The sequence below is a fragment of the Streptomyces sp. NPDC048479 genome (genome assembly GCF_040651435.1).
Lineage (GTDB): Bacteria > Actinomycetota > Actinomycetes > Streptomycetales > Streptomycetaceae > Streptomyces.
Genome location: NZ_JBEZKA010000020.1, coordinates 96,020 through 122,315, shown reverse-complemented (window position 1 = coordinate 122,315; position 26,296 = coordinate 96,020). Strand labels below are relative to the sequence as shown.

The window sequence follows — 26,296 nt, the reverse complement described above, 5'->3', positions numbered from 1 at the left end:
GATCGGGGCCACGGCCGGTTCTTTGTGCCGCGCCCGGCAGGCTGTGTCCATGATCCGAGCCGTGCGCCACCTCCCGCTGATTCTGCTGCTGCCTCTCCTCCTGACCGGCTGCGGTACCGAGAAGGCCGCCTCGGGAGCCTCGGAGCCCTCGGGGCCTGCAGGATCCTCGGAACCGTCGGGATCCTCACGACCGGCGCCCGACCGGTCCCAACTGGAGGCGCGGGCCCGGTATATGCAGTCCGCGATGGAGCACATCTACGTCATTGACGTCGACGGCTTCAATCTCGCGAAGCAGTCTGTCGGAGTCTCCGGCGGCGACGGCTTCTCCAGCGCGTATGTCTCCAAGAGCGGCGGCCGGATACAGCTGGAGGTCGACCGGGGAACGCTGACCGAGGCCAACTGCGCGGAGCGTTCCGTGTATCCGGCGGAGGGAGGGCCCGTGAAGTGCGAGCGGGACGGCACGTTCTGGTACCGGACGTCCGGCAACGCGCACGAGTACGCGCGGGCCGAGGACGGTCATGTCGTACGGATCGGCGCCGACGGGGCCGTGGACCGCGACACCCTGCGGCGCGCCGCCAAGGCCGCGCACCACGCGGACGACCGGGAGCTGGACGAGCTCCTGCCGCAGCAGGTGCCCACCGCGCCGGTCGAGCGCGGCGATCTGCCGCCGGTGGGGGACGGCGCACCCAACAACGATGTGGGCGTGGGTGGTTGACCGCGGTTGACCTCAACCATGGTTCACGTTTCAGGATGGCGATCGGCGGCGCGCCACAAGGGGCGTGCCGAGCGAGGAGGCATCGCCATGACTGTGACCGTGCAGCCCGACTCCCGGCCCGACCTCACCCGCGCCGGGGTCGGCCTCGTCGAAACGTCCACCTGGGACGTCGGTACCCCCGAGCGGCAGCGGGCCGCCGTCGAGGCCATCTCCAAGGCCTGGCAGAGCCGGGACTGGCCCTGTGCCGGACTGCTCTCGTACAGCGTCTGCGTCGGCGAGGACGGCAGGACGCTCCTCCACTACTCGCAGTGGCAGGACGAGGACGCCTACCAGGAGTTCCTCCGCGCCTACCAGGACGACAGGAATGAGGAGATCGACGCGGCCGTGCCCGGCATCCAGCGGCTCGCGCTGCACTCCTACGAGCTCTACCGCAGCGGCGGCCTCGGGACGGACGACCGGCGGATCCCGGGCTGTGTGGTGATCGTGGACGTGGAGTTCGAGGGGCCGGACGCCGAGCGCCAACGAGCCTGGGTGGACGGCGTCTTCGAAGCCCTGGGAACGGATCCGCACCCGAAGCCGGGCGGGATCTCCGGGCACTTCCACGCCAGCGTCGACGGGACCCGGGTGCTCAACTACGCCGAGTGGGAGAGCGCCGAGGCGCACCGCGAGGCGCTGGCCGCGCCCGGCGACGGGGTCGGGTCGAGGACTCCGCAGTGGGCGAAGGTGCGGAGCTTTCCCGGCGTGACAGGTGGCGGCGTGAACCGGTACACGCCCGCGCTGAGCCTCAGCGCGGGCGTGCAGCCGACGGTACTGCCGTACTGAACGTACTGCCGTACTGCGGTGTTTCGGCGGTACTGCGAGCGACTACGGGCGGAAGCGCAGGACCTGCGGGTCGTGATCGCTGTTCTGGTCCGCGAACTCCGCGTTGATGTGCACGCTGTCGTACGCGAAGTCATGGATCGACGGGCTCGTCAGGATCTGGTCGAGAACCTGGCTGTTGCCCTGGAAGACGTACGAGTAACGCTCCGAACAGGGCAGGGACTTGACCGCCGGGTAGAGCGCACCGCCGTCCGTCAGAGCCTTCGTCGTCGCGGAGAACTCGAAGTCGTTGATGTCCCCGAGGGTCAGGACATCGGCGCGGCGGTCGGCCTTCAGGATGTCCTTGACGAAGGCGTTCACGGCCTGCGCCTGCAGGAGGCGCTTGGTCTCGGAGGAACGGTTCGGCGGCTGGTGGTGCGAGGTCAGCGACTCGTCGCCGCCCTTCGAGCCGAAGTGGTTGGCTATCACGAAGACCGTACGGCCGCGGAAGGTGAACTCGCCGGCCAGCGGCTTGCGGCTGTCGCTCCAGGCGGCGTTGGACGGGTCGATCCGGCCGGGGGAGAGGGTCAGGGCCGCGTGGCCCCGCTCCTGTACGACAGCGGTCGCCGTCTTCGCGTCGCCGCCCGGGCGGTCGGTGAAGGAGACCCGCTCCGGGTTGAAGAGGAAGACCTGACGGATGTTGCCGCCCGGCTCGCCGCCGTCCTTGTTGTTCTCGGGGTTGATGGTGCGCCACTGGTACGCGGGACCGCCGGCCGCGGTGATCGCCGCCGTGAACTTCTTCAGCGTCTCCTCGGCCGAGACCGTGCCGTCGTTCTTGGCGCCGTTGTCGTCCTGGATCTCCTCCAGGGCGAGGATGTCGGGCGAAGCGAGGTTGGTCACGACCGCGCCCGCCAGCGCGTCGAACTTCGCCTGCGGGTCGGACGGGTCGAGGTTCTCCACGTTGTAGGTGGCGACCGCGAGCTCGCCGTCGCGCTGCTTGCGCGTCGCCTCACGCTTCAGGCCACGGTTCTGCACCGTGCCGAGGGTCCGCGCGGTCAGTGTGTAGCCGCCGAACTGGTTGAAGTCCAGGGGTCCTTCGTTTGTGCCGGACAGTACGTCCCCGACGTTCGCCGTGGGGAAGGGCTTCTCGGCGAGCGGCGTCAGCGACTGGATCTGGAGCCGCCCGGTGTTCTGCGCGGTGTACGAGTTGTAGAGCGTGCCGCCGCGCCGGACCGGGTTCTCGTGCGGCTTCACGGTCACCCACAGCTCGGCGTGCGGGTCGGTCGCGCCGACGACGCGCGAGGTGCCGATGCGTACGTTGCTGCCCTCGAGCGACTCGTAGTAGTCCAGGGCGTAGGCGCGGGGCTTCAGCGGCAGCGCGTTGATGCTGCCGGCGGCCGCCGAGTCACCGGCGGGGGCGTACGCCGAGGGGACCGACCGGGCGGAGACGGTGACCGGCGCGGGCAGCGGGTTCTGGGACGAGACCACGGTGACGGTCGGCTTGGCGATCTGGGTGAGCGACTGGTTGCCGGAGGAGGTGCCGCCGGGGATGTACTCGCCGACGGTGCCGGAGACCAGCACCTGGTCGCCGACGGCGACGGTCGGGTTGGAGCCGGTGTAGACGAAGACGCCCTCGCTGGTGGCGGGGTCCGCGTCGGCCTGCGGGTCCTGGAACCAGAAGCCCTTGGAGCCGTAGGTCCGTACGCCCGTGACGATGCCGGAGACCTCGGTCACCTGCTGCCCGACCAGCGGGGATATCCGGGTGGAGCCCTGGATGTCATGGATCCGGACCTCACCGGCGGAGGCGGCGGCGGACGCAGCGGAGGCAGCGGAGGAGCCTGCGAGCAGGCCTGCGGCCAGCGCGACGGCGACGACGGCCGAGACGGCGGTGGTTCTCGGTACGACGGAGGAAGGCATCAACGAACTCCGGGAGTGAGGGATGAGGGGTGGCGCAAAATGGTTCTACGCGCGTCAATCTCTTGGTTTTGTAGGGGAGTTGTCAAGGGTTGACGGGTGTACGGCGACCGACGGGCGGGTGAATCGGTACATGGGAGCCTGCGCGACGCCCGGCATGCCCTGCGCGTACTGCCCGGGCTCGGCGAAACCCGGTGAAATGCGTCTACGCTGGGGGCCGCCCACCGGGCCGCCCGCACCCGAACGCCCCGAGGAGAACCACCAGATGTCGGAAGACCGCCCCACCCTGCCGCCGGTGCGGCTGCACTCGGACGCGGAGCTGGCGCGGGACGCGCTGGCCACGCCGCTGCTGACCAGGGCCGTCCGGCTCGCCCGCTGGGCGGGTCCCGGGACGCGGGTCGGCGCCGGCGGCGAACTCGTCGACGAGCAGTTGCCCGTGGCCGCGGAGGAGCTGGGGCTCGATGCCGAAGGCGACGGTCCGGCGTACGCGAGCGAGGCATGGCGCCTCGCCGTCGACGCCGGGCTGGTGGAAGTCCAGGAGCCGCAGGACGACGATGCGGAGTACGGCACGGTCAGCGCGGGGGAGAACCTCGAACTGATTGTCTCGGGCGGACCGCAGGACATCCTCGCGATCTGGCAGGACGCCCTGGAGGCCGTGCACGCGGACGCCACCGCTCCTGTTCTGGAGGACCTGGCCGGCGCCATCGGCGAGGACGGCGAGATCGACTTCGAGACGCTCGACTGGGACCCGGAGGCGGAGTCCGAGTTCCTCGACGGGGTCCTCGGGAACCTGTATCTCCTGACGGTCTCCGACGGCGGCGCGGGCGATGAGCCGGTGCCGCTGCCCGCGCTGGCCGCGTCGATGATCGTGCCCGACGACATGGGCGAGCCCACCGACGACGTACTGGAGCAGGTGTCGGACGCGATGATGCGGCTGGACGACCAGTTCCGGCTGCTCGAGCCGATCGGTCTGGTCGAATACCGCCCGGTGGACGAGGCGTTGATGGCGGAGGAGGGCGAGGAGCCGGCGCCTCCGGTCGACGACGAGGACGTGTCCCGGTACGGGATGGTCAAACTCACTCCGCTCGGCCTGTACGGCGTCAGGGCCCGGATGCGGGAGGCGGGCATCAACGCGCCGGCGGTCGGGGACCTGGCGGACAAGGAGGCGGACGCACTTCTGGACGGGCTCGCGCACTACCCGGAGCTGTCGGCACGGGCCGAGACCGAGCAGTGGCTGGCCCGGCGCACCCCGGCCGAGTCCGCGCGCGAACTCCTCGCCGCGGCGCGCGGCGCGGACGCGGGAGCTCCACTGCGCCGCCTCCACTGCCAGCAGGCGCTGACCCTGGTGGGCCCGCAGGCCGAGCCGGCGGTCCGTGCGGTCCTCGACGACGCGGAACTGGGTGGCCTGGCCCGGGTATGGCTGGCGGAGCGTGGCGCGTCGGACGTGCCGCCGCCGCCGGAGTCGATGATCTTCTGGCTGGCGATCGACACGATCGCGGCGCAGTTGGACACGGAGGGGGACCTGGAGGAACTCCGGGACCTGGTGGAGGGGCTGGTCGGCCAGCACAGCGGCTTCTTCGATGCGGCGTGGCGGGTGGATCACCCGGCGACTGCGGACGTACTGGAGGCGATGGGCCGGCTGCACCCGGACAAGAGGGCGGCGAAGGAAGCCCGCAAGGCGGCGTTCAAGGCGCGGTCGCGGCCGGGTGGCTGAGGGGTTTTTCCCCTGCCGGCCCCTTCCCGTAACCGGGGGCAGGCACCCGGCCCCCCGGGCGGAGGGTGGGGGTACTCCGTACCCCCACCCCGGATACGCCGGCTTCGCGGCGCAGGCCGACGACTGGGGCAGGCCCCGGGGCGCCTCGCGGCGCAGGACGTGCGCACGGCGCGGTCGTGGGCCGGTGGTTGAGTGAATGCCGCCCGTGGCCGGGCGAGTTCCTCGGGCCCGGGGCCTCGGCTTTTGCCGCCCAGACGTGCGGCGGGGCAGGGACTGGGCCTCGGGGGCGTCGACTTCGCGGCGCGGCTGCGGGTCGGTGGTTGAGTGGATGCCGCCCGTGGCCGGGCGAGTTCCTCGGGCTCCCGGGCGTTGGGTTCGCGACGCGGGCCGACGAGTGGGGGCAGGCCCCGGAGCACTCCGGGGCGTCGGCTTTGCGGCGCAGACTGCGGCGGGGCAGGAATTGAGCCCCGGGGGCCTCGATGTCGGTCGGTGTTCAAGTGCCGTTTATGCGCGGGCGGAAGTGTGTGGCCGTCATCAGCCAGTCGGATGCGTCCCTCAGGAGACCTCGATGCCGCTCACCCGCAGGCAATTCAGCAGACAGTCCGCGCTCACCGGCGCGGGAGTCGTCCTCACCGGCGCCGTCGGTACGCTCGCCACCGCACCCGGCGCTCTCGCCGCGGAGGACGCCGCCGACACCGCGGAGCAGGCCGGACACGGGGGGCACGGCAGCCACGCCCCCGGCTACGGACCGCTGCTGTCCGACCCTGAGAAGATCCTCGCGCTGCCCGCCGGATTCTCGTACCGGATCATCACCCACAGCGGTGTCACCAAGCTGGAGTCGGGCGAGTTCACCCCCTCCAACCACGACGGCACCGCCACCTTCGAGGGCCCGCGCGGAGTGACCCTCCTCGTCAACAACCACGAGCTCAAGGGCCCCCGCTCCGGCTGGAAGTACCCGGTGCCGCTCAGCGAGGGCCTCGTCTACGACCCGGCGGCCTCCGGTGGCTGCTCGGTCGTCGAGGTGCACCGCAGCGGCGAGGTCGCCCAGTGGGTCGGCATCGCCGGCACCTCCACCAACTGCGCCGGCGGGCGCACCCCGTGGGGCACCTGGCTCACCTGCGAGGAGACCGAGGACCTCGCCGGCAAGAACGGTATGACCAAGGACCACGGCTATGTCTTCGAGGTCGACCCCTGCGACCGGCGCGCCAACCGCGCCCCGAAGCCCATCAAGGCCTTCGGCCGGTACGCCCACGAGGCCGTCGTCATCGACCCCAAGCGCGGCCACGCCTTTCTGACTGAGGACGCCTCCGGCCCCAACGGCCTGCTCTTCCGCTGGGACCCGCCGCACGGCTTCAGGCACGGCCGCGGACAGCTGCGCAAGCTCGCCGACGACGCCGGCGTACTCCAGGCGACCAAGTGCTACGACTCCGGCGGCCGCTTCGTCGACGATCTGTCCCGCGCCACGAAGATCGGCACGGTCTACGGCGTGGACTGGGTCGACGTGCCCGACCGCGACGGCCGCACCGTCTCCGTGCGCAAGCAGTTCGCTGACAAGGACATCACCCGCGCCCGCAAGCTCGAAGGCATGTGGTGGGGCGACGGCGGCGTGTACATCGTCTCCTCGTACGCCCGCGAGGAGAGCCCCGTCCAGCACGACGGCCAGGTCTGGTTCTACGACCCCAAGCGCCGCACCCTTACGCTGAAGGTGCTGCTCGGCGTCAACCCCGACCCGTCCAAGGACGGCGCCTTCGACGGCCCGGACAACATCACCGTCTCGCCGTACGGCGGCCTGGTCATCGCCGAGGACGGCGAGGGTGTCCAGCACCTCTTCGGCGCGACCGAGCGCGGCCGTACGTACCCGATCGCGCGCAACGAGCTGAACATCGGCACCGCAGTGGAGCCCGAGTACAGCGAGTTCACCGGAGTCGTCTTCTCGCCCGACGGCCGGACGCTCTACGCCAACATCCAGACCCCGGGCATCATGCTCGCGATCACGGGGCCCTGGAAGCGCCAGTAGCAGCACCTCTGACGTCACCTCTGACGGTGCCGTTGACGCCGCCCCGGTTGTACGCCCGTACCGTCCTCGTGCCGGTACGGGCGTACCGGCACGCCGCGGCGAGGCGTTCACGCATCGTCTTCACGGCGACCGTCGCTGCCCCGGAAAACCCTTGGCGCACCCGGACGTTGCCCTCCTAAAGTGATGCTCGTCCAGGTGCGAAGGCAGGACCTACTTCCACTCTTAATGGGGAGGCCGCGGGTTCGAGTCCCGTCACCGGCTTCGGCCCGGTGTAGCTCAGTTGGCAGAGCACCTTGTCGGTTCCGCCGGCCTCGATCTCTGGACACACCACAATTTCATGCACCTCCCGGTGCGAAGGCCGCGGCTACTTCTTCCAACGAAATCACGCCGCAGCCACTCTTGATCTCGGGAGGCTCAGCATTCGGGGTGCCCGGTGCGCAGGCAACGGTTACTTCCTCGGACCGGGAGGCTGCGGGTTCGAATCCCGCCCAGCCACGGCTGGTGGTGAAATCCGGAATCACGCCCGGCACAAGTCCGTCGCCGACTCCTGATCTCGGGCACCCCTTTGCTGCGCTTCCCCCAGGAATTCGGGGGAATTCACATGGCACGCTTCAACACCCGTACCACCAAGGCAGGGGCCGTCTCGCCCGTGCGGTCGACCGGTCGCGCCGTCCGCACCCACCAGGGCGGCATCGGCGCCGAGCGCGACGCACGCTCCGAGCTCTTTCTGCTGGCAGTCGCCAACTTCGTTTCGCAGCAGACCTTTTACGAGTCCGGCGGCGACCGTGACAACCGCTTCACCACCCTCGTACGCCGACTCGCAGTCGAGGACCCGGAGTGGACCGCCGGCCTGCTCGCATGGCTGCGCGGCGAGGGCAACATGCGGACCGCCTCCATTGTCGGCGCCGCCGAATACGTCAAGGCACGCCTCGACGCGTCCGTGACTGCGGGTCCGACGAACCGTCAGGTCGTCAACTCCGTACTGCGGCGTGCCGACGAGCCCGGCGAAATGCTCGGCTACTGGACCTCGCAGTACGGCCGCAATGTCCCCAAGCCCGTCAAGCGCGGTATCGCGGACGCCGTGTCCCGCCTCTACAGCGGAAAGTCGCTGCTGAAGTACGACACCGCCTCCAAGGGCTACCGCTTCGGCGACATCCTCAACCTTGTTCACGCCTCGCCCGACCCCGGGAAGCCGTGGCAGGGCGCGCTGTTCCAGTACGCCCTCGACCGCCGGCACAACCCGGACACGGCCGAGCCGCCCGCCACGAACCGCACGCTCACCGCCCACCGGGCGCTGATGGCGGTGCCGGCCGCCGAGCGGCGCGCGGTGATCACCGCGCCCGACGGCGCGGCGCGCCTCGCCGAGGCGGGCATGACCTGGGAGGCGCTCGCGGGCTGGCTGCAGGGTCCGATGGACGCGGCGGCCTGGGAGGCCGTCATCCCGTCCATGGGTCCGATGGCGCTGGTCCGCAACCTGCGGAACTTCGACGAGGCCGGCGTCTCGGACCAGGTCGCCGCGCAGGTCGCCGCGGAGATCTCGGATCCCGAAGTGGTCGCCGCATCGCGGCAGTTCCCCTTCCGCTACCTCGCCGCGTACCAGCACGCGCCGTCGCTGCGCTGGTCGTACCCGCTGGAGCGGGCGCTCGGCCACTCGCTGGCCAATGTGCCCGCGCTGCCCGGCCGGACGCTGATCCTGGTCGACCGTTCGGGCTCCATGTGGGCGCGGCTCTCGGACCGCTCCGAGCTCAACCGCGCCGACGCGGCGGCGGTGTTCGGCGCGGCGGTGGCGATGCGGGCGGAGCGCGCGGATCTCGTCGAGTTCGGTACGAGCAGCGCGTCCGTGAAGTACCGCAAGGGCGAGTCCGTACTGAAGGTCCTTGAGCGCTTCGGCGACCTCGGTGGTACCAACACCACCGAGGCGGTCCGCAAGCACTACAAGAAGCACGACCGGGTGCTGATCGTCACCGACGAGCAGGCGGCGTACAGCTACCACGGCGACCCGACCGAGCAGGTCCCGGCGGACATCCCGGTCTACACCTGGAACCTGGCGGGCTACCGGGCCGGCCATGCGCCGTCGGGCAAGCCGAACCGGCACGCCTTCGGGGGACTCACGGACGCGGCCTTCCGCATGGTGCCGCTGCTCGAGCGGGGCCGGGATGCCGACTGGCCCTGGAAGTGAGCCCTGGTCCTCGGCGTGAGCCCGGGAAGTGAGCCAGGGATGAGTGCGTCTGTTGTGCGCCTGTGAATTGACATCTAACATGTCAGTTCATGGGTGCACTGCGGCCGGTACGGCGGACTCTGCTGCGCGACACGGCGTACGCGGCGATCCGGGACGCCATCGTGCGCGGCGAGCTGCCGCCGGGAGATCCCGTGCGCGACGCCGACCTAGCCGAGCGGCTGGGGCTCTCGCGCGCCCCGGTGCGCGAGGCGCTCGCACGGCTCGCGGAGGAAGGGCTCATCGAGGCCAAGCCGCAGAGCTATACGCGGGTGACGCGGCTCGACCCGCGCGCCGTGCGCGAGGCCGCTGTCGTCGTGCGCGCCATGCACGAGCTGGCCGCGAGTGCCGCTGTACCGCTGCTCACGGGCGAGGACATCGCCGAGATACGCGAGGCGAACAGCCGCTTCGAGAGCGCGACCCGCACCGGTGCCGTCGGCGAGGCGCTGCAGGCCGACGACGAGCTGCATGACGTACTCGTACGGGCCTGCGGCAACCGAGCCGTCGCGGCGACGATCGCGCGCCACACCCCGCTGATCCGCCGACTGGAGTGGCGGCAGTTCGCCGAGGCGAGCGCGCTGCGGTCGGCCGAACTGCATGTGCGGCTCATCGAAGCGTGCGCCGCCGGCGATGCCGACGAGGCGGTCCGGGCCACCGCGCGGATCTGGCGCGCGCTCGAAGAGCTTGCGGACGAACCGGACCTTCTCTGATCATCCGAATCAAGGGAGTCAGCGTGTCGATCACGTCGTACGAGCGCTATCCGCTGCTGTTCGGCCCCTCGCCGGTGCACCGGCTCGACCGGCTGACCCGCCACCTCGGCGGTGCGGAACTGTGGGCCAAGCGCGAGGACTGCAACTCCGGCATCGCCTACGGCGGCAACAAGACGCGCAAGCGTCGACGCTTCGGCCGCCCCGGAGCGGACCCGGGAGCAGATCGGGCGCATCGCACGCAATACCGCCTCACTCATCGGAGTGGAGCGGGAGCTACCGGATCAGGACATCGAACTGGACGCGCGGTACCACGCGGGGACATACGGCATCCCGGACGCCACGACGCTGGCGGCGATGCGTCTTGCGGCCCGTACGGAGGGGATGGTGACGGATCCGGTGTACGAGGGGAAGTCGATGGCCGGGATGACAGACCTGGTCACACGTGGTGAGATTGGGTCCGAAGCGACCGTGCTCTACGCCCATCTCGGCGGCCAGCCCGCGCTCAATGCTTATAGCGCGCTGTTCTGACGTGGCGTGGCGGGGGCCCGAGGGCGCATACTCGAGGTAATGACAAAGTCAGCCGGATCCCGGCGCTACCTGCCCTCCAGTCCCTTCAACAAACCGGCCGCGGCTGCCCCACCCATTGAGCAATACGAAGTGGGGGACCGGGTCTCGCATGACCAGTTCGGACTCGGAAGAGTCATCGCAGTCGAGGGCGACAACGCCGCTGTGCTCGTCGACTTCTCGGGGCGTCAGGGAAGAATCCTGAGCCCATACTCCAAGCTGGCCAAACTCTGAGGACCTGGCCCCCGGGCCCGCCATCACCTAGCAGCGATGGCGGCCCCGGCGGCGCAGGTAACGGTGCTTGGCGGGTCACAGTGCCTGGGCGGCCGGTTTCACCATGCCGCGCACGGTGCGGGACTTCACGAAATCGCCCATGGCGGTCATGTCCCATTCGCCCGAGAGCTGCTTGATCAGTTTCGCCATCATGACGCCGGTCTGCGGCTCCGCGCCGGTGAGATCGAAGCGGACCAGCTCCTCGCCCGTCGCCGCGTCGATCAGCCGGCAGTAGGCCTTGGCCACCTCGGTGAACTTCTGTCCCGAGAACGAGTTGACGGTGAAGACCAGGCCCGTCGCCTCGGCAGGAAGCCGGCCCAGATCCACGACGATCACCTCGTCGTCGCCCGCGCCCTCACCCGTCAGGTTGTCGCCGGAGTGCTTGACCGCGCCGTTCAGGATCGAGAGCTTGCCGAAGTAGCAGCTGTCCAGGTGGTTGCGGTTGGGGCCGTAGGCGATGACGGAGGCGTCGAGGTCGATGTCCTTGCCGCCGAACGCGGGCTCCCAGCCGAGGCCCATCTTGACCTGCGAGAGCAGCGGTCGGCCGCCCTTGACCAGGGAGACGGTCTGATTCTTCTGGAGGCTGACCCGGCCCTTGTCCAGGTTGATCTTTCCGGCGCCGGCGGCGGGTGCGGCCGGGGGCGTGGAGGGGGCGGGCGGAGCCGCGGCCAGGCGCGGGTCCACCGGCGCCGCCGGTGCGGCCACCGGGGCGGGTGTGGCGGCCGGAGCGGGTGCGGCGGCCGGAGCGGGTGCGGCGGCGGGCTCCTCGTCGACGGAGACGCCGAAGTCGGTGGCGATGCCCGCCAGCCCGTTCGCGTAGCCCTGGCCGACCGCACGGGCCTTCCAGGCGCCGTTACGGAGGTAGATCTCCACGACGACCAGCGCGGTCTCGGCACCGAGCTGCGGCGGTGTGAAGGTGGCGAGCGCGCTGCCGTCGTCGGCGCTGCGGATGGTGGCGGTCGGCTCGATGCCCTGGAAGGTCTGTCCCGCGGCGTCCGGGCTCGCCGTGACGACGATCTTCTCGATACCGGGCGGCACGGCGGCGGTGTCCACCACGATCGCGTCGGGCGCACTGCCGCCACCGGAGCGGTAGCTGACACCGGGGCCCGCCGGCTGGTTGTAGAAGATGAAGTCGTCGTCGGAGCGCACCTTGCCGTCGGCGGTGAGCAGCAGGCCCGATACGTCGAGCCGCACCGGGGCGGCGACGTCCACCACCACGCGGGCGACGGAGAGAGGGATGTTCGAGCCGGGGGTCATAGCTGTCATGCCAGGGATAACGATTGAGGGCGCTTTACCGTTCCCTTACCTTTCGGCTATCTGTTGCGCGGGTGGTTGCGGGCCGTGCGCTCATTGCCGAATTTGTACGCGCCGGTCCAGCGGGCCATGACCAGTTGGGCGTCGCCCGACTCCACTTCGGCCAGGAACTTCTCGGCGCGGGCGCCGCGCAGCGTGCCGGCCGCGCGGGCGCGGTGGGTGATGACGACGCTGCCGTCGCCGTGCTGCGCGTAGCTGAATCCGAAGGGTTTGGCCATGGCCCACATCCTGGCCGGGGCACGGCCCGCTCGGCACGCGAATTTCCTGGGTGCGATCAGTACGGCCACTGGGGCGGGTTGGTGGTGAAGTGGCCGCCCAGGTGTGCGTGGTCCGGGTTGTCCGGGTCGAGTTCACCCTGCTGCGCGACGAGCTTTTCGGCGTACTGCTCCGAGTCGTCCTGCGGTTCGTAGCCGAGAGCGCGCGCCGTCGTGAGGTCCCACCACAGGCGGGTGTTGGCGGAGGAGCCGTAGACGACGGCGTGGCCGACGTTCTCGGCGGTGAGGGCTGCGTGGAAGAGGCGGGCGCCGTCGCCCGGGCTCATCCAGACCGACAGCATCCGTACGGACGTCGGTTCCATGAAGCAGGAGCCGATGCGGACGGAGACGGTCTCGAGGCCGTGCAGATCCCAGTAGAGCTGGGCCAGATCCTCGCCGAAGCACTTGGACAGGCCGTAGAAGGTGTCGGGGCGCCGCGGGGTGTCGATGGGGATCAGCTGGTCCGACGCGAAGGGCGGCTGCCCGTGCGGGCGCGGGGTGAAGCCGACCGCGTGGTTGCTGGAGGCGAAGACGATGCGTTCGATGCCCTCTTCGCGGGCCGCCACGTAGAGGTTGTACGTCCCTTCGATGTTCGCGCGCAGGATCTTGTCGAAGGGGGCTTCCAGCGAGATCCCCGCGAGGTGGATGATCGCGTCGACGCCCCGCACCGCGTCGCGCAGCGCCTCCTTGTCGGCGAGGTCGGCGGTGACCGCATCCGGCACCCCCTCGATGGGAGTGGCGTCGAAGAGGCGGAGCTCGTAGCCGTACGCGGGCAGCAGCCCCCGCATCAGCGTGCCGAGGCCGCCTGCGGCGCCGGTGAGCAGGACGGTGCGGGGAGCGGGCATGGGCGGATCTCCTCGAAAATGCTCAGGTCCGTAGACGGCATTCACATGCATGGACACGCTAGGGAGTGGTCCGGGCACCGTCAAGTGTGGCGCGGAGGGGCCGACTCCGCCTCTGAGTTGCGGTTTTCCGTCTTGACCGGCGCCATCCGGTTGCCCTAGCGTGACGGCGTTCAGGAATGTGGACGTCGATCAGAATTGTGCACGAGCCGGGGAGGCTCCGTGTACGGCCCAGGGAGCGCCCGTGACCTCAGCCCCGCTCGCCGCCCGGCTTACCCGGGCCCAAGGACCGCTGTTCTTCCCCGTCACCGCGTACGGGCCGGACGGCACCCTCGACCTCGATGCCTTCCGCGCCCACGTGAGAACCGGCATCGACGCGGGCGCGGCCGCGGTCTTCGCCTGCTGCGGTACGGGCGAGTTCCACGCCCTGACCCCGGAGGAGTTCCGCGACTGCATCGCCGCGGCCGTCGAGGAGACGGCGGGCGAGGTGCCCGTCGTCGCCGGCACCGGCTACGGCACCGCGCTCGCCGTCCAGTTCGCGAAGCTCGCCGAAGAGGCGGGCGCGGACGGGCTCCTCGCCATGCCGCCGTACCTCGTCGTCGCCGACCAGCGCGGACTGCTGCGCCACTACACCGCGCTCGCCGCCGCCACCTCCCTCGATGTCATCGTCTACCAGCGCGACAACGCCGTCTTCGCTCCCGAGACCGTCGTCGAACTCGCGCAGGTCGACGGCATCATCGGTCTCAAGGACGGCTGCGGCGACCTCGATCTGATGCAGCGCATCGTCAGCGCCGTCCGCCGCGACCTGCCCGACCAGGACTTCCTCTACTTCAACGGGCTGCCCACCGCCGAACTCACCGGTCTCGCCTACCGCGGCATCGGCATCACCCTGTACTCCTCCGCCGTCTTCGCCTTCGCGCCCGACATCGCGCTCGCCTTCCATCGTGCGCTGACCACCGGCGACGACAAGACGGTCGGCAGACTGCTGGACAGCTTCTACGTGCCGCTGGTCGAACTGCGCAATCTCGGGCGCGGCTACGCCGTGTCGCTCGTCAAGGCGGGCGTGCGGCTGGGCGGTCTGGACGTCGGCGAGGTGCGGCCGCCGCTGAGCGAACCCCTCGCCCTCCACATCAAGGCCCTGGCGGCACTGATCGAGCGTGGCCGCGCCCTGCTGGCGGAGCGCGCGTGAAGACCTCCGCCTTCCTCTACCCGTGGGACGTCGTAGGCGACCCGCACGCCGCCTCCCGGATCGCGGACCTCGGCGTCCAGCAGGTCACCCTGGCCGCCGCCTACCACTCCACCCGGGCCCTGACGCCGCGCCACCCCCGGCACCGGATCGTCACCGCGCAGCACGCCGCCGTGCTTTACGAGATGGACGAGGCGCGCTGGGCGGGCCGGGAGCTGCGCCCGTACGCCGCCGGGGCCTGGGCTCCCGGCGACGCCTACGGCGAAGCTGCCGCCGCCCTCACCGAAGCCGGACTCGAGGTGCACACCTGGGTGGTCCTCGCCCACAACTCCCGCCTCGGCGCCGAGCGTCCGGACACCTCCGTGGTCAACGCCTACGGCGATCGCTATCCCTGGGCGCCCTGTATCGCGCAGCCCGCCGTCCGCGCCCTGGTGGTGGAGCTGGCGGCGGAGGCGGCGACACGGCCCGGTGCGCTCGGCACCGAGCTGGAGTCCTGCGGCTGGTACGGCCTCGCGCATCTGCACGCCCACGACAAGATCGCGGGCGTGGGCCTCGGCGACGCGGCGCAGTATCTGATGTCGCTCTGCTTCTGTACCGCCTGCCGCGACGGCTACGTACAACAGGGCCTGGAGCCGAACCTGCTGGCTGCCGCCGTACGGCACGGCCTGGAGCCGGTCTGGCAGGGCGCGGCGCCGGCCGACGCCGGGATCGAGAAGCTGCTCGGCGCCGAACTCGGCGCGGTCACCCTGGAGTTCCGGGCACGAACTGCCCGTGCGCTCCAGGAGGACACGGTCGCCGCGGTACGGGCCGCCGCCCCGGACGGCTTCCAGGTACTGCTGCACGCCGACCCCGTCGCGTACCACTGCGGTGCGAACGCCGGCGTCGATCCGGCGCACATCCTGTCCGTCGCCGACGGCGTGGTCGTGCCCTGCACCGGCGGGCCTCGGCTGCTCACACCCTTCGCGGACCAGCGCTCCGAAGACTCCGTGCTGGCCGCCAACTTCACGGTCGTCGGCAGCATGGGCGGCAGTCCCGGCACGCTCGCGGACGACGCCGCCCGCGCCGCCGGGCTGGGCGCGAACCAACTGCGGCTCTACCACGCCGGACTGGCCTCCGACGCGGACCTGACGCTGGTGTCGGACGCGCTGTCCCGGCCGGCCTGAAGGCCTGGCTTGTTCCCCGCCCCGCCCCTTCCCGCTGTGTCGATATGCGGCTCCGCCGCGTGGGGGCAAGCCCCCCCAGATCCCCTTACGCCCTTCGGGCGTTGTCCTCAATCGCCGGACGGGCTTGAATGAAGGATCAAGCCTCGCCGGCGATGGAGGCGTGGGGTCTGGGGCGGCGGAGCCCCGGCAGCGTCAGCGCAACCGCCGGCGCCACCCCCGCCGCGCCGGTTACCGGCAGCAGCACCCGCACGTCGACAACCGCGACCAGCCCCGCGCCCACCGCCATCGCCGCCGCGTTCGGCACGAAGATCTTGTACGGCCGACGTGCCGGCTAAGGACGCCTTACCGGATCGGGCAGTTGACCTACGCGGGGCGCCGCGTCGCGTCGATCAAGCGCTGGGCGGATATGACGTAACACGCGCATAACCTGAAACGCTCCTCCCGTGGGCACAATCCAGCTACCCGCAGGCCGGATTGATACCCCGAGGAGAGCCATGTCCGCACAGGTCGACCGCTACTTCCAGATCAGCGCACGAGGTTCGACCTTCGGGCGAGAGATACGCGGCGGCTTCGCCACGTTCTTCACGATGGCCTACATTCTCGTCCTCAACCCGATCATCCTGGGCAGTGCCGAGGACAAGTTCGGCGCCCATCTCTCCGGTCCCCAACTGGTCACCGTCACTGCCCTGGTGGCCGCCGTGATGACCGCGATCATGGGCCTCGGCGGCAATCTGCCCCTCGCCATCGCCGCCGGACTCGGGCTCAACGCGGTCGTCGCCTTCCAGATCGCGCCCCTGATGAGCTGGCCCGACGCGATGGGCCTGGTATTCCTCGAAGGCATCCTCATCTGCGTCCTGGTCGTCACCGGGCTGCGCGAAGCCGTCATGCACGCCATCCCGCCGTCGCTCAAGCAGGCCATCAGCGTCGGAATCGGCCTCTTCATCGCCTTCATCGGCTTCATCGACGCGGGCTTCGCCACCCGCATCCCCGGCGACACCGGATCCGTACCCGTCCAGCTCGGCGCGAGCGGTCACCTCTCCGGCTGGCCCGTCCTGGTCTTCTGTCTCGGCGTGCTGCTCACCGTCGCGCTGATGGCCCGCAAGGTGAAGGGCGCCATCCTCATCTCCATCGTCGCGACGACGGTCCTCGCGATCGTCATCAACGAGATCGCCGACATCGAGCCGCTCGCCTGGGGCCTGACCGTGCCGGCCGTGCCCGACGACATCGTTTCCGCCCCCGACTTCGGGCTCGTCGGCGACTTCAGCCCGTTCGGCGCCTTCGAGCAGATCGGCGTCGTCACCCTTGTCCTACTGGTCTTCACACTGATCCTGAGCGACTTCTTCGACACCATGGGTACCGTCGTCGGTGTCTCCAACGAGGCGGGTCTCGTCGACGAGAACGGCAAGGTCCCGAACCTCGGCCGGGTACTGCTGATCGACGGCGTGGCGGCTGTCGCGGGCGGCGCGGCCTCCGCCTCCTCCAACACCTCGTACATCGAATCCGCGGCCGGTGTCGGCGAGGGCGCCCGCACCGGCCTCGCCTCCGTGGTCACCGGCGCGCTGTTCGGCCTCGCGCTCTTCCTCACCCCGCTCGCCACCGTCGTCCCGGCGCAGGCCGCGGCGCCCGCGCTCGTCGCTGTCGGCTTCCTGCTGATGGCACAGGTGCGGCACATCGACTGGGAGCGGTACGACATCGCCATCCCGGCCTTCCTGACGATCGCGGTCATGCCGTTCACGTACTCCATCACCAACGGCATCGGCGCCGGTTTCCTCGCCTACGTCGTCATCAAGGCGGTGCTGGGCAGGGCGCGCGAGGTGCACTGGCTGCTGTGGGGCACGGCGGCGCTGTTCGCCGTCTACTTCGCGATCGACCCGGTCGAGCAGCTGCTCGGCGCCAAGTAGCCTCGCCCCGACGGCAAGCAGCCTCCGCCCTGGAGTGACGGCTGCCCCACCCCGGAGTGAGGGCCCACCCCGGAGTGAGGGCCCGCCCCGGAGTGAGGGCCCGCCCTGAAGTGAGGGTCCCCGACCCTCACTTCAGGGCCGCCGCCATCATCTTCTGCGCGATCGGCGCGGCCAGACCGTTGCCGCTGACCTCCGAGCGGGCCGCGCCCGAATCCTCGACCATCACGGCGACCGCGACCTCCTTGCCGGTGGACGAGTCCTTGGCGTACGAGGTGAACCAGGCGTACGGCGTCTTGCTGTTGTTCTCGCCGTGCTGCGCGGTGCCCGTCTTGCCGCCCACCTCGGCCCCGTCGACCTTGGCGTTGGTCCCGGTGCCGTCGTTCACGACCGTCACCATCGCGCTGCGCAGCTGTTCGGCGGTCGAGGAGGAGACGATCCGCTGCGACTTCTCGTCCTCGAAGGACTGCAGCGTGTTGCTGTCCGCGTCGACGACCTTCGAGACCATGTGCGGCGACTCCAGCACACCGTCGTTGGAGATCGCCGCGGAGACCATGGCCATCTGCAGCGGCGTCGCGGTCACATCGAACTGGCCGATGCCCGACAGCGCCGTCTGCGCCTTGTCCATGCCCGTCGGATACAGACTCGCCGAGGCCCGCACCGGCACGTCCTGCGTCGTGTCGTTGAAGCCGAACTTCTGCGCCATCGACCTGACCTTGTCCTGCCCCAGATCGGCGGCCATCTTCCCGAAGACGTTGTTGCAGGAGTACTGCAGTGCCGTGCGGATGGAAGCGTTCTCGCAGGGCGCGGCGGTGTTCTCGTTCTCCAGGAGCGTGCGCGTGCCGGGCAGTGTGTAGGGATTCGGGCTCTTGGTCCTCTCGTCGGCCGAGCCGTAGAGACCGTCTTCCAGCGCCGCCGCCGCGACAACCAGTTTGAACGTCGAGCCGGGCGGCAGCGGCTGCCGCAGTGCCCGGTTGACCAGCGGCTTGTCCTGGTCCGCGAGCAGCTTCTGCCAGACGTCGCCGTCCGTCGTCCCGCTGATCTTCGACGGGTCGTACGAGGGTGTGCTGACCATTCCCAGGATCTTCCCGGTCTTCGGGTCGATGGCGACAGCTGCGCCCTTTGTGTCGCCGAGCGCCCGGTAGCCGGCCTTCTGCACCGCCGGGTCGATGGTCGTCACCACATCGCCGGGCTTCTGCTGTTTCCCGGTGAGCGCGTCGACCGGGTTCTTCAGCCGGCTGTCGGTCCCGTCGAGGACCTCGCTGTAGATGCCTTCGAGCTGCGTGGCTCCGTACGCCTGCGAGCTGTAGCCCGTGACGGCCGAGTAGAGCGAGCCGTCGGTGTAGGTGCGCTTGTACGCGAGATCACTGCTCGCCGTCCTCTTCGAGCCGGTGACCGGTGATCCGGCCACGATGATGTCGCCGAGCGGCTGCGCGTACTGCGCGATGATCTTCCGTCGGTTGTGGTCGTCGTCCGCCAGCGCTCTGTCTTCGTACGCCTGGACCCAGGTCGCCCGCAGCAGTAGGGCGAGCACCAGCAGCAGGCTGAAGACCGCAGCATTCCTGATCGTCTTGTTCATCCCGTAGAAGGGACGAACGGGGCGGAGGATGACGTTCCTTCCTGCCCGGTTTCTCAGGAATTCTTCATCCGGAGCGGCCGGCGGACGGGCCTCAGCGCGGCGAGATGAAGCCCGACTCGTACGCCGCGATCACCGCCTGCGTACGGTCCCGGGTGCCCGTCTTCGCCAGGACCGACGCCACATGGGTCTTCGCCGTCGCACGTCCTACGCCCATCCGCCCGGCGATCTCCGCGTTGGTCAGGCCCGTCGCCATCAGCCGCAGCACTTCGGCCTCGCGCTCGGTCAGCCGCGCCGCCCACGGCGGGGGAGCCGCGGGCCGGCTGCGGCCGTACTCGGCGGCCAGTGAACGCACAGCGGCCGGGAAGAGCAGCGAGTCGCTGCGGGCGACCAGCCGGACCGCCTGGACGAGCTCCTCCGCCGCGGCGCGCTTGAGCAGGAAGCCCGCGGCTCCGGCGCGAAGTGCCTCATACACATACGAGTCGTTCTCGAAGGTCGTCACGACCACGATCCGCGGCGGCCCGTCGAGCGTGGCCAGGATCTGCTCGGTGGCCCGGATGCCGTCGATCTCCGGCATTCGCACATCCATCAGGACCACATCGGGGCGCAGCTCACGCACCACCGACACCGCCTCCGCGCCGGTCGACGCCTCGCCGATCACCTCAAGATCGGGTTCGGCGTCGAGGATGACGCGCAGTGCCGTACGGACCATCCGCTCGTCGTCGGCGAGGACCACCCGGATCGCGCTCATCGGCGGCCCGCCAGCGGGAGGCGGGCCGAGAGCCGCCACACCGCGTCCTGCGGGCCCGCCTGCGCGTGTCCGCCGAGCAGCGCGGCCCGCTCGGCGATACCGCGCACACCACGGCCGCCTCCCGGGCGGATGACCGGGACGCTGTCGGGCAGCGGATTCTCCATCGTGATCTCCAACTCCTCGCCACGCAGGGCGATCCACAGGGACACCGGGGACGCCCCGGCGTGGCGCAGGGCGTTGCTCAGCCCCTCCTGGACGATGCGGTACGCCTCGCGCGAGACGGGCGCGGGGACAGCGGCCAGGTCGCCGTCGGCCGTGAGCGACACCGGGACGCCACTGCGGGCGATCAGACCGTCCAGGGTGTCCAGGGTCGGCCCGTTGAGCCGGGCGGTGTTTGCAGCTTCATCGTCTCGGCGCAACAGGCCCAGTACGGAGTCCAGTTCGCCCACCGTGCGCCGCGTGGTCTCCTCGATCGCGGCCAGTGCTTCCCGTACGAACTCCGGATCGCTGTCCAGGACCTTGCGGGCCGCGCCCGCCTGCAGGGTGACGGCGCTGAGGGCGTGGCCCACCGAGTCGTGCAGCTCGCGGGCCAGGCGGTTGCGCTCGGCGAGTTCGGTGGCCCGGCGTTCGGCGGCCTCCAGCCGGTCCGCGGGCGTGGGGCCGAGCAGCACCGGCGCCTGGCGGGCCAGCAGCGCCCCGGCCGCCGCCGCGCAGGCGGCGAGCGCGGTCAGCATGGCGATCCCGGCGAACGGGCACAGGGCCAGTGCCCAGGCGTGGTCGAGGTAGTCGGGGGCCATAACCCAGTGCCTGAGCCCTGCGGAGAGCGGCAGCAGGATCAACGTCACGGCGAACGGCGGCAGCGCGAGCGTGGCACCGCTGATCAGCGCACCGATCCCCACATGCAGCGTGAACCAGCCCGAGGTCCGCAGCCGCGCGGCACGCGAGCGCGCCGGCCCCTCCGCGAACCGCTCGGCGGGCACCCCGCACAGCGCCTTCGCAGCGGCCACCGAGAGCGGTCTCGCCAGCGGGAAGAGCGCAGTCGCCGTGGCTATCGGCAGGGCGATTCCGTATGCAGCGAACTGCAGGGCAACGGAGTTGAATATGCTCTCGGCGCCGACGAGCGGGCCGACGATCACCGTGCCCACCAGCCAGTACGGCATCAACAGGGCGCCGCCGAGGATCAGATGGAGCCAGCGCAGCCTGGCCCGCGTCCCGAACAGAGCCCGGCCGAACTCCCCCAGCACTCTCTTCACGCCCCGCGCCGCCGCAGGAACGAGGCGGTCCCGGTGACGACGAGCAGACCGACGATCATGCCCACAGCGTAGGTCAGAGCCATCAACCCCGATGCCTGCTCGCCTTCTTCGCCTCCCGGCAGCACTGCGGCGATCAGCAGCCAGATGCCCCAGCAGCCCACCGCGCCCGAGCCCAGCCAGGCCATGGCCAGCGGAACTTTCAGCGGCAGTGCGGGGCCCCGGCGGAAGGCGAGCAGCAGCGCTCCGGCCACGGCGACGGCCACGAACAGGGCGCTGATCCCTTCGAGCACGTAGAAGTCGGCCGTACGCTGCTCGATCCGCGTCGCGGAGAGACCGGTCGTCGCGCCGCAGGCCCACAGCAGGCGCATCGTGGCGGGGAAGAGAGCGAGCACGGTGGCGGCCACGGCGGTCACCTTCAGCGTCCGCCCGGTGGCTGCCCTGGGCAGGTCCCAGACCCGGCCCCGCCACACATGGCTCCAGCGCTCCCGCGCGTACAGCACGAAGAGCGTTCCAAGGGCCAGGCCCTGGACAATGAAGCCCGTGTAGACGACTCCGAAGACCCACTCGTCGAGGAAGGGTCGGTCCCCGGCCCCCTGGGACCCGTCTCCGGTGGCGGCGCGGGTCAGCAGCTGGACCGGGAAGCCGACCATGATCGGGGCGAGCAGACCGCCCGCGATCCAGATGGGCGTGGCGAGGAGCCAGGCGGGGAGGCGGCGGCCCCATGCCCGGGTGAGCAGCAGCGCCAGGACGATGACGGCGCCGTCCATCAGGACGGTGACGCTGTTGGCCGCGGCCATCAGACCGCGGTGCTCAAGCAGCCCACTGCCGTCGGGGATGCCGATCCTGCTGCCCGCGATCCAGGCGATCTTGAGCGAGAGATACGGGACGCAGGAGGCGATGGTCAGCGCCCGCAGCAGTCGGCGTGCGGGGCTGTGCCGCTCGGGTGCGCCGCGAAGCCGGCGCTCGGGGGTGCGGGGGCCTTCCCCCGCCTTCGGGAAGGGGCGGGACCGGGGAACACTGTGCGGGCTCATGCCGCTTACGCTCCCGGCTCCGGGAGCCCCGCACCTCCTGCGCTGCGACGATCCCTCTCCGCCGTGCGGCGGAGAGGGTCAGCCCGCCAGGGTGAGAAGCACCTCGTCGGTCTCGGCGCCGCGGGCATGCGCGTAACCCCGGTCCTCGCCGGTCACGGTGAATCCGCACTTCTGAAGGACCCGGATCGAGCCGGCGTTGTCGGCGGCGGCGCGGGCGTGCAGCGGACGCTGCGGTACGAGTTCGATCAGCGCGCGCAGTGCGGCGGTGGCCACGCCGCGGCCCCAGTACGCGCGGTCGATGAAGTACGTGACCTCCCGCTCCTCGGGCGGTCCGTACACCGCGGTGTGGCCGACGACCACATCGTCGGTGAGGACGGTCCGTATGACGGCGTCGGAGACGAGGATCCGCGCCCAGTGGGCGTCGAAAGCGGCCCGGTCGGTGGGGTCCTTGCTGGTGAAGGCGGCCATCAGGTTCGACTCGGGGTCGCTCATGTGCCGGAAGAAGACCGGCAGATCGCTGTCGGTCACCTTGCGCAGGGTGACGCGCGGGGACATCACGGACATTCAGAGCCGCCGGGTCGCCAGCGTCAGCCGGTCGCGCGCGTCGAAGAGCGCGTCCTTGATCATCTGCTCATGCGCGGGGGTCAGCCGGGCCACCGGCACCGAGCAGCTGATGGCGTCCCGCGCCGGGGTGCGGTACGGGATGGCGATGCCGAAGCAGCGCAGTCCGAGGGTGTTCTCCTCGCGATCCACGGCGTAGCCCTGCTCGCGGACGAGGTGCAGCTCCTCGATGAGCTTCTCCCGGTCGGTGATGGTGTGCTCGGTCAGCGGCGCCAGGGTCTCCGGCAGCATCTTGCGCACCTGCTCGTCGCTGTGGGTGGCGAGCAGCGCCTTTCCCAGCGAGGTGGAGTGCGCGGGCAGCCGGCGGCCGACGCGGGTGAAGGGGCGCAGATAGTGCTGCGACTGGCGGGTGGCGAGATAGACGACGTTGGTGCCGTCGAGCCGGGCGAGGTGGATGGTCTCGGTGGTGTCGTCCGAGAGCCGGTCCAGGGTGGGGCGGGCGGCCGCGACCACCTCGTCGCCGTCGATGTAGGAGGTGCCCACCAGCAGGGCGCGTACGCCGATGCCGTACCGCGTGCCCGTCGCGTCCGTCTCCACCCAGCCGAGCTCGACCAGGGTGCGCAGCAGCATGTAGAGGCTGGACTTGGGGTAGCCGACGGCCTCCTGGACCGCGGCGAGGGAGTGCATGCCGGGGCGCCCGGCGAAGTACTCGAGCAATTCCACCGTCCGCACCGCGGACTTGACCTGTGCTCCGCCGGAATCCGCAGTTGACATTGCTCTTCGCCCCTTCTTGACCGCGCAGAACGCCCGGAAATAGAGTCCCCATATATTCACCATCGGGAACACTGTTCAGAATACCGAACAAATCCTGAGGGATGGCAGAAGACCGGGAAGGAAGCCGCGGTGGCAGCAGCACCAGTCTGGAGTGTCGACCCCCGAACCGGGAAGCCGCGTGAGCAGGTTGCGGTCGAGTCAACCACTGAGGAGATCGACCGCGCGGTCCGCGCCGCACACGCCGCCCGCCCCGCACTCGCCGACCGGAGTGTACGCGCGCGGCTGCTGCGCACCGCCGCCGACCTGCTCGACGAGGCCGGTGAACATGTCATCGAGGCCGCCGACGCGGAGACCGCGCTCGGCCCCACCCGCCTGACCGGTGAACTCGCGCGCACCACCGCTCAGTTGCGGGCCTTCGCCGCGGTTGTCGACGAGGGCGCCTTCCTCGACATCCACATCGACCACGCGGACGGCAGCCGTACGCCGCCATGGCCCGATCTGCGCCGCTTCAAGATCCCGCTGGGCGTCGTCGCCGTCTACGCCGCCAGCAACTTCCCGCTCGCCTTCTCCGTACCCGGCGGAGACACCGCGAGCGCGCTCGCGGCCGGCTGCCCGGTCGTCGTCAAGGCCCACCCCGACCACCCCGGCACCTCCGAACTGTGCGCCTCCGTACTGCGCAGGGCCGCCCACCAGGTCGGCCTGCCCGAAGACGTCGTGATCCTCGTCCACGGCTTCGAGGCGGGCGTCGAGCTGGTCAGGCACCCGCTGGTCGCGGGCGCCGGCTTCACCGGGTCCGTACGCGGCGGGCGCGCGCTCTTCGACGCCGCGGCCGCCAGGCCCACCCCCATCCCCTTCCACGGCGAGCTCGGCTCCCTCAACCCCGTTGTGATCACCGAGGCGGCCGCCGGAGAGCGGGCCGAGCAGCTCGGCGCCGGGCTCGCGGGCTCGATGACGCTGGGCGGGGGCCAGTTCTGCACCAAGCCCGGCTTTGTGCTCGCTCCCGCCGGCGACGCGGGCGACCGGCTGCTCAAGTCGCTGACGGCGACGGTCAGCGAGACCGAGCCCGGCGTGATGCTCGACCACCGGATGCGTGGCGCCTTCGTCGCGGGCGTGCGCGAACGGGCCGAACTCCCGGACGTGGAGGCCCCGATCACGCCCGGCGCGGGCGGTGATCACACCGTGAGCGCCGGCTTCCTCTCCGTACCGGCCCGGCTGCTGGCCGCCGAAGGGCCGCACGACCTGCTGCTCGAGGAGTGCTTCGGCCCGGTCACGGTCGTCGCGCGGTACGAGTCCGAGGCCGAGATCACCGAGGTCCTCGGCAGACTGCCCGGCAACCTCACCGCCACCCTGCACCTCTCCGAGGGAGAGGCCGCGGGCGAGGGCCGGGGCATGGAGCTGCTCGCCGAACTCACCCCGCTTGCGGGCCGCGTTCTGGTCGACGGCTGGCCGACCGGTGTCGCCGTCGCCCCCGCCCAGCACCACGGCGGCCCCTATCCGGCCTCCACCTCCGGCTCCACCTCGGTCGGGGCCACGGCGATCGAGCGCTGGCTGCGCCCGGTCACGTACCAGACGACGCCCGAGGCGCTGCTCCCGCCCGAGCTGCGTGACGAAAACCCGCTGGGGCTGTCGCGTCGGGTGGACGGCCGCCTCGAAACTCCGCAAAGCTGAGCCCGTGGACGAGCCGATCGACCTGCCCGAGCTCCCCTTCCCGCTGCGCTCCTACGGCCCCGACGCCAACTGGTCGTACGAGAAAGGGGTGCTGACCGGCTGGGCGGGAGCCAGGCAGGACCGCTTCGTACCGCCCGCGGGCGAGGCACTGGAGCCCGTCTCCGACGCGCCCCGCCTGCTCGGTGCACCGGAGGGCGACTTCCAGCTCATCGCACGGGTCACCGTCGGCTTCGCCGCGGCCTTCGACGCCGGCGTGCTCTATCTGCACGTCGGCGAGCGGGAGTGGGCCAAGCTCTGCCTGGAACTCTCCCCGGACAAGCCCACCATCTGCACGGTCGTCACCCGCGGCCACTCCGACGACGCCAACTCCTTCGAGGTGGCGGGCGACAGCGCATGGCTGCGGATCAGCCGCACCGGCAAGGCCTTCGCCTTCCACGCCTCGACGGACGGCGAGCACTGGACCTTCGTGCGGATCTTCGCCCTCGGGACGGAGGAGCAGGCCGGGGCCGCGCTCGTCGGCTTCCTGGCGCAGTCCCCGGTGGGCGAGGGCTGTGTGGTGACCTTCGACCGGATCGAGTTCCGCGAGGGCTGGCCCGAGGGGCTGCGTGACGGATCGTGATCAGACCCGCACCACGATCTTGCCGGTGTGGGCGTTCGACTCCATCAGCCGGTGGGCGTCCACGATCTGCCCGAGACCGTCGAAGGTCTCTGCGATGGCCGGAGCGAACGACCCGTCGCGCAGACCGGACCCGATGAAGGCCGCCGCCCGGCGTCGGCCTGCTTCGGTCCTGGCGGGCACGCCGTTGGCATACGTGTGCACCGTGAGCGGCCAGTTCATCGACAGCTCGATGGGACGCGGATCCAGCCAGCCGTAGAGCACCGCCGTACCGCCGGGCATGACCGCGTCGCCCAGCGTCCGGAAGCCCGGTCCGCCGATCGCGTCGAAGGCCAGCTCGGCCCCGCGCCCACCGGTGATCCCCTTGACCTCCTTCACCAGGTCCTCGTCGTCCGTGGTGATCACATGGGCCGCTCCGAGGTCGAGCAGTTGCTGCTTCTTGGCAGCGGTACGGGTGGTGGCGATCGGGACGGCGCCCATCCGGGCCGC

At 70.7% G+C, this 26,296-nt stretch carries 24 protein-coding genes, 1 tRNA gene and 1 pseudogene; 14 read left to right on the top strand and 12 right to left on the bottom strand.

Features of this window, described 5'->3' with window-relative positions:
• Positions 1–49: 49 nt before the first annotated feature.
• Both AB0D12_RS28200 and AB0D12_RS28195 read left to right on the top strand, forming a co-directional pair.
• The gene (locus tag AB0D12_RS28200) at positions 50–715 is read left to right on the top strand and encodes a hypothetical protein (protein WP_362688558.1); all 666 of its coding nucleotides are present in this window, start codon (positions 50–52) and stop codon (positions 713–715) included.
• 87 nt (positions 716–802) lie between these two features.
• Positions 803–1,537 carry an antibiotic biosynthesis monooxygenase gene (locus tag AB0D12_RS28195; protein ID WP_362688555.1) on the top strand — a complete coding sequence of 245 codons (735 nt, stop codon included), beginning with the start codon at positions 803–805 and terminating at the stop codon, positions 1,535–1,537.
• 42 nt (positions 1,538–1,579) lie between these two features.
• Here the strand turns inward: AB0D12_RS28195 and AB0D12_RS28190 are convergent, their stop codons facing one another.
• Positions 1,580–3,430, bottom strand: coding sequence for an endonuclease/exonuclease/phosphatase family protein (locus tag AB0D12_RS28190; RefSeq protein ID WP_362688552.1), 1,851 nt, complete (start codon positions 3,428–3,430; stop codon positions 1,580–1,582).
• Between the two features lie 262 nt (positions 3,431–3,692).
• On the opposite strand from AB0D12_RS28190, the gene AB0D12_RS28185 reads away from it, so the two are divergent.
• The 7 genes and pseudogenes from AB0D12_RS28185 (at position 3,693) to AB0D12_RS28155 (ending at position 10,881) form a co-directional block, all read left to right on the top strand.
• A complete protein-coding gene (locus AB0D12_RS28185) occupies positions 3,693–5,141 on the top strand; it encodes a hypothetical protein (RefSeq protein WP_362688549.1) in 1,449 nt (482 codons plus the stop codon).
• Positions 5,142–5,709: 568 nt separating this feature from the next.
• Positions 5,710–7,158, top strand: coding sequence for an alkaline phosphatase PhoX (locus AB0D12_RS28180; protein WP_362688546.1), 1,449 nt, complete (start codon positions 5,710–5,712; stop codon positions 7,156–7,158).
• A gap of 188 nt (positions 7,159–7,346) precedes the next feature.
• A tRNA-Lys gene (locus tag AB0D12_RS28175) sits at positions 7,347–7,416 on the top strand.
• Between the two features lie 343 nt (positions 7,417–7,759).
• Positions 7,760–9,337: a TROVE domain-containing protein gene (locus tag AB0D12_RS28170; RefSeq protein ID WP_362688543.1), complete on the top strand. Its 1,578-nt coding sequence runs from the start codon at positions 7,760–7,762 to the stop codon at positions 9,335–9,337.
• Positions 9,338–9,426: 89 nt separating this feature from the next.
• The gene (locus AB0D12_RS28165) at positions 9,427–10,083 is read left to right on the top strand and encodes a GntR family transcriptional regulator (protein ID WP_362688540.1); all 657 of its coding nucleotides are present in this window, start codon (positions 9,427–9,429) and stop codon (positions 10,081–10,083) included.
• Between the two features lie 23 nt (positions 10,084–10,106).
• Positions 10,107–10,611 (top strand): annotated as a pseudogene (locus AB0D12_RS28160) (pyridoxal-phosphate dependent enzyme).
• Between the two features lie 39 nt (positions 10,612–10,650).
• Complete coding sequence (locus AB0D12_RS28155) at positions 10,651–10,881, top strand: hypothetical protein (RefSeq protein WP_215093417.1); 231 nt, start codon at positions 10,651–10,653, stop codon at positions 10,879–10,881.
• A 75-nt stretch (positions 10,882–10,956) separates the two neighbouring features.
• Here AB0D12_RS28155 and AB0D12_RS28150 read toward each other — a convergent pair whose 3' ends face one another.
• From AB0D12_RS28150 to AB0D12_RS28140, 3 genes are read right to left on the bottom strand one after another with little or no spacing between them, the layout of a single operon-like run.
• The gene (locus tag AB0D12_RS28150) at positions 10,957–12,186 is read right to left on the bottom strand and encodes a TerD family protein (RefSeq protein ID WP_362688537.1); all 1,230 of its coding nucleotides are present in this window, start codon (positions 12,184–12,186) and stop codon (positions 10,957–10,959) included.
• A 47-nt stretch (positions 12,187–12,233) separates the two neighbouring features.
• On the bottom strand, positions 12,234–12,452 hold the full coding sequence (locus AB0D12_RS28145) for a hypothetical protein (protein ID WP_362688535.1): 219 nt from the start codon (positions 12,450–12,452) through the stop codon (positions 12,234–12,236).
• A gap of 56 nt (positions 12,453–12,508) precedes the next feature.
• A complete protein-coding gene (locus AB0D12_RS28140) occupies positions 12,509–13,333 on the bottom strand; it encodes an NAD(P)-dependent oxidoreductase (RefSeq protein WP_362688532.1) in 825 nt (274 codons plus the stop codon).
• Between the two features lie 241 nt (positions 13,334–13,574).
• On the opposite strand from AB0D12_RS28140, the gene AB0D12_RS28135 reads away from it, so the two are divergent.
• On the top strand, positions 13,575–14,519 hold the full coding sequence (locus tag AB0D12_RS28135) for a 5-dehydro-4-deoxyglucarate dehydratase (protein ID WP_362688529.1): 945 nt from the start codon (positions 13,575–13,577) through the stop codon (positions 14,517–14,519).
• Positions 14,516–15,679: a hypothetical protein gene (locus AB0D12_RS28130; protein WP_362688527.1), complete on the top strand. Its 1,164-nt coding sequence runs from the start codon at positions 14,516–14,518 to the stop codon at positions 15,677–15,679. The genes AB0D12_RS28135 and AB0D12_RS28130 overlap by 4 nt, the downstream gene beginning before the upstream one ends.
• A 136-nt stretch (positions 15,680–15,815) precedes the next feature.
• On the opposite strand, the gene AB0D12_RS28125 is transcribed toward AB0D12_RS28130, so the two are convergent.
• Positions 15,816–15,983: a hypothetical protein gene (locus AB0D12_RS28125; protein ID WP_362688524.1), complete on the bottom strand. Its 168-nt coding sequence runs from the start codon at positions 15,981–15,983 to the stop codon at positions 15,816–15,818.
• Positions 15,984–16,173: 190 nt separating this feature from the next.
• Here AB0D12_RS28125 and AB0D12_RS28120 point away from each other — a divergent pair, with 190 nt between their 5' ends.
• Entirely contained in the window at positions 16,174–17,580 is a 1,407-nt protein-coding gene (locus tag AB0D12_RS28120) for an NCS2 family permease (protein WP_362688521.1), read from the top strand.
• Positions 17,581–17,707: 127 nt separating this feature from the next.
• On the opposite strand, the gene AB0D12_RS28115 is transcribed toward AB0D12_RS28120, so the two are convergent.
• The 6 genes from AB0D12_RS28115 to AB0D12_RS28090 form a co-directional block, all read right to left on the bottom strand.
• Positions 17,708–19,156 carry a penicillin-binding transpeptidase domain-containing protein gene (locus tag AB0D12_RS28115; protein WP_362688518.1) on the bottom strand — a complete coding sequence of 483 codons (1,449 nt, stop codon included), beginning with the start codon at positions 19,154–19,156 and terminating at the stop codon, positions 17,708–17,710.
• A gap of 91 nt (positions 19,157–19,247) precedes the next feature.
• Positions 19,248–19,904, bottom strand: coding sequence for a response regulator transcription factor (locus tag AB0D12_RS28110; RefSeq protein WP_362688515.1), 657 nt, complete (start codon positions 19,902–19,904; stop codon positions 19,248–19,250).
• Positions 19,901–21,157, bottom strand: a complete 1,257-nt coding sequence (locus AB0D12_RS28105; protein ID WP_362688512.1) for a histidine kinase — start codon at positions 21,155–21,157, stop codon at positions 19,901–19,903. The genes AB0D12_RS28110 and AB0D12_RS28105 overlap by 4 nt, the downstream gene beginning before the upstream one ends.
• The gene (locus AB0D12_RS28100; protein ID WP_362688509.1) at positions 21,154–22,188 is read right to left on the bottom strand and encodes a hypothetical protein; all 1,035 of its coding nucleotides are present in this window, start codon (positions 22,186–22,188) and stop codon (positions 21,154–21,156) included. The genes AB0D12_RS28105 and AB0D12_RS28100 overlap by 4 nt, the downstream gene beginning before the upstream one ends.
• A gap of 78 nt (positions 22,189–22,266) precedes the next feature.
• Positions 22,267–22,743, bottom strand: coding sequence for a GNAT family N-acetyltransferase (locus AB0D12_RS28095; protein WP_362688506.1), 477 nt, complete (start codon positions 22,741–22,743; stop codon positions 22,267–22,269).
• A gap of 9 nt (positions 22,744–22,752) precedes the next feature.
• Entirely contained in the window at positions 22,753–23,523 is a 771-nt protein-coding gene (locus AB0D12_RS28090) for an IclR family transcriptional regulator (RefSeq protein WP_362688503.1), read from the bottom strand.
• Positions 23,524–23,652: 129 nt separating this feature from the next.
• Here AB0D12_RS28090 and AB0D12_RS28085 point away from each other — a divergent pair, with 129 nt between their 5' ends.
• Together AB0D12_RS28085 and AB0D12_RS28080 are read left to right on the top strand one after the other, a co-directional pair.
• Positions 23,653–25,191: an aldehyde dehydrogenase (NADP(+)) gene (locus AB0D12_RS28085; protein ID WP_362688500.1), complete on the top strand. Its 1,539-nt coding sequence runs from the start codon at positions 23,653–23,655 to the stop codon at positions 25,189–25,191.
• Between the two features lie 4 nt (positions 25,192–25,195).
• Positions 25,196–25,810 (top strand): DUF1349 domain-containing protein, encoded by a 615-nt coding sequence (locus tag AB0D12_RS28080; RefSeq protein WP_362688497.1) that lies wholly within the window; start codon positions 25,196–25,198, stop codon positions 25,808–25,810.
• Here the strand turns inward: AB0D12_RS28080 and AB0D12_RS28075 are convergent, their stop codons facing one another.
• The gene (locus AB0D12_RS28075) at positions 25,811–26,287 is read right to left on the bottom strand and encodes a zinc-binding dehydrogenase (protein WP_362688495.1); all 477 of its coding nucleotides are present in this window, start codon (positions 26,285–26,287) and stop codon (positions 25,811–25,813) included.
• Positions 26,288–26,296 lie beyond the last annotated feature (9 nt).

What these genes read in the sequence shown, in the direction of transcription:
- AB0D12_RS28195 (WP_362688555.1), top strand. Translation starts at nt 803, where the DNA reads ATGACTGTGACCGTGCAGCCCGACTCCCGGCCCGACCTCACCCGCGCC.
- AB0D12_RS28110 (WP_362688515.1), bottom strand. Translation starts at nt 19,904, where the DNA reads ATGAGCGCGATCCGGGTGGTCCTCGCCGACGACGAGCGGATGGTCCGT.
- AB0D12_RS28200 (WP_362688558.1), top strand. Translation starts at nt 50, where the DNA reads ATGATCCGAGCCGTGCGCCACCTCCCGCTGATTCTGCTGCTGCCTCTC.
- AB0D12_RS28115 (WP_362688518.1), bottom strand. Translation starts at nt 19,156, where the DNA reads ATGAACAAGACGATCAGGAATGCTGCGGTCTTCAGCCTGCTGCTGGTG.
- AB0D12_RS28190 (WP_362688552.1), bottom strand. Translation starts at nt 3,430, where the DNA reads ATGCCTTCCTCCGTCGTACCGAGAACCACCGCCGTCTCGGCCGTCGTC.
- AB0D12_RS28145 (WP_362688535.1), bottom strand. Translation starts at nt 12,452, where the DNA reads ATGGCCAAACCCTTCGGATTCAGCTACGCGCAGCACGGCGACGGCAGC.
- AB0D12_RS28155 (WP_215093417.1), top strand. Translation starts at nt 10,651, where the DNA reads ATGACAAAGTCAGCCGGATCCCGGCGCTACCTGCCCTCCAGTCCCTTC.
- AB0D12_RS28100 (WP_362688509.1), bottom strand. Translation starts at nt 22,188, where the DNA reads ATGAGCCCGCACAGTGTTCCCCGGTCCCGCCCCTTCCCGAAGGCGGGG.
- AB0D12_RS28185 (WP_362688549.1), top strand. Translation starts at nt 3,693, where the DNA reads ATGTCGGAAGACCGCCCCACCCTGCCGCCGGTGCGGCTGCACTCGGAC.
- AB0D12_RS28120 (WP_362688521.1), top strand. Translation starts at nt 16,174, where the DNA reads ATGTCCGCACAGGTCGACCGCTACTTCCAGATCAGCGCACGAGGTTCG.
- AB0D12_RS28170 (WP_362688543.1), top strand. Translation starts at nt 7,760, where the DNA reads ATGGCACGCTTCAACACCCGTACCACCAAGGCAGGGGCCGTCTCGCCC.
- AB0D12_RS28180 (WP_362688546.1), top strand. Translation starts at nt 5,710, where the DNA reads ATGCCGCTCACCCGCAGGCAATTCAGCAGACAGTCCGCGCTCACCGGC.
- AB0D12_RS28150 (WP_362688537.1), bottom strand. Translation starts at nt 12,186, where the DNA reads ATGACAGCTATGACCCCCGGCTCGAACATCCCTCTCTCCGTCGCCCGC.
- AB0D12_RS28090 (WP_362688503.1), bottom strand. Translation starts at nt 23,523, where the DNA reads ATGTCAACTGCGGATTCCGGCGGAGCACAGGTCAAGTCCGCGGTGCGG.
- AB0D12_RS28075 (WP_362688495.1), bottom strand. Translation starts at nt 26,287, where the DNA reads ATGGGCGCCGTCCCGATCGCCACCACCCGTACCGCTGCCAAGAAGCAG.
- AB0D12_RS28140 (WP_362688532.1), bottom strand. Translation starts at nt 13,333, where the DNA reads ATGCCCGCTCCCCGCACCGTCCTGCTCACCGGCGCCGCAGGCGGCCTC.
- AB0D12_RS28165 (WP_362688540.1), top strand. Translation starts at nt 9,427, where the DNA reads ATGGGTGCACTGCGGCCGGTACGGCGGACTCTGCTGCGCGACACGGCG.
- AB0D12_RS28095 (WP_362688506.1), bottom strand. Translation starts at nt 22,743, where the DNA reads ATGTCCCCGCGCGTCACCCTGCGCAAGGTGACCGACAGCGATCTGCCG.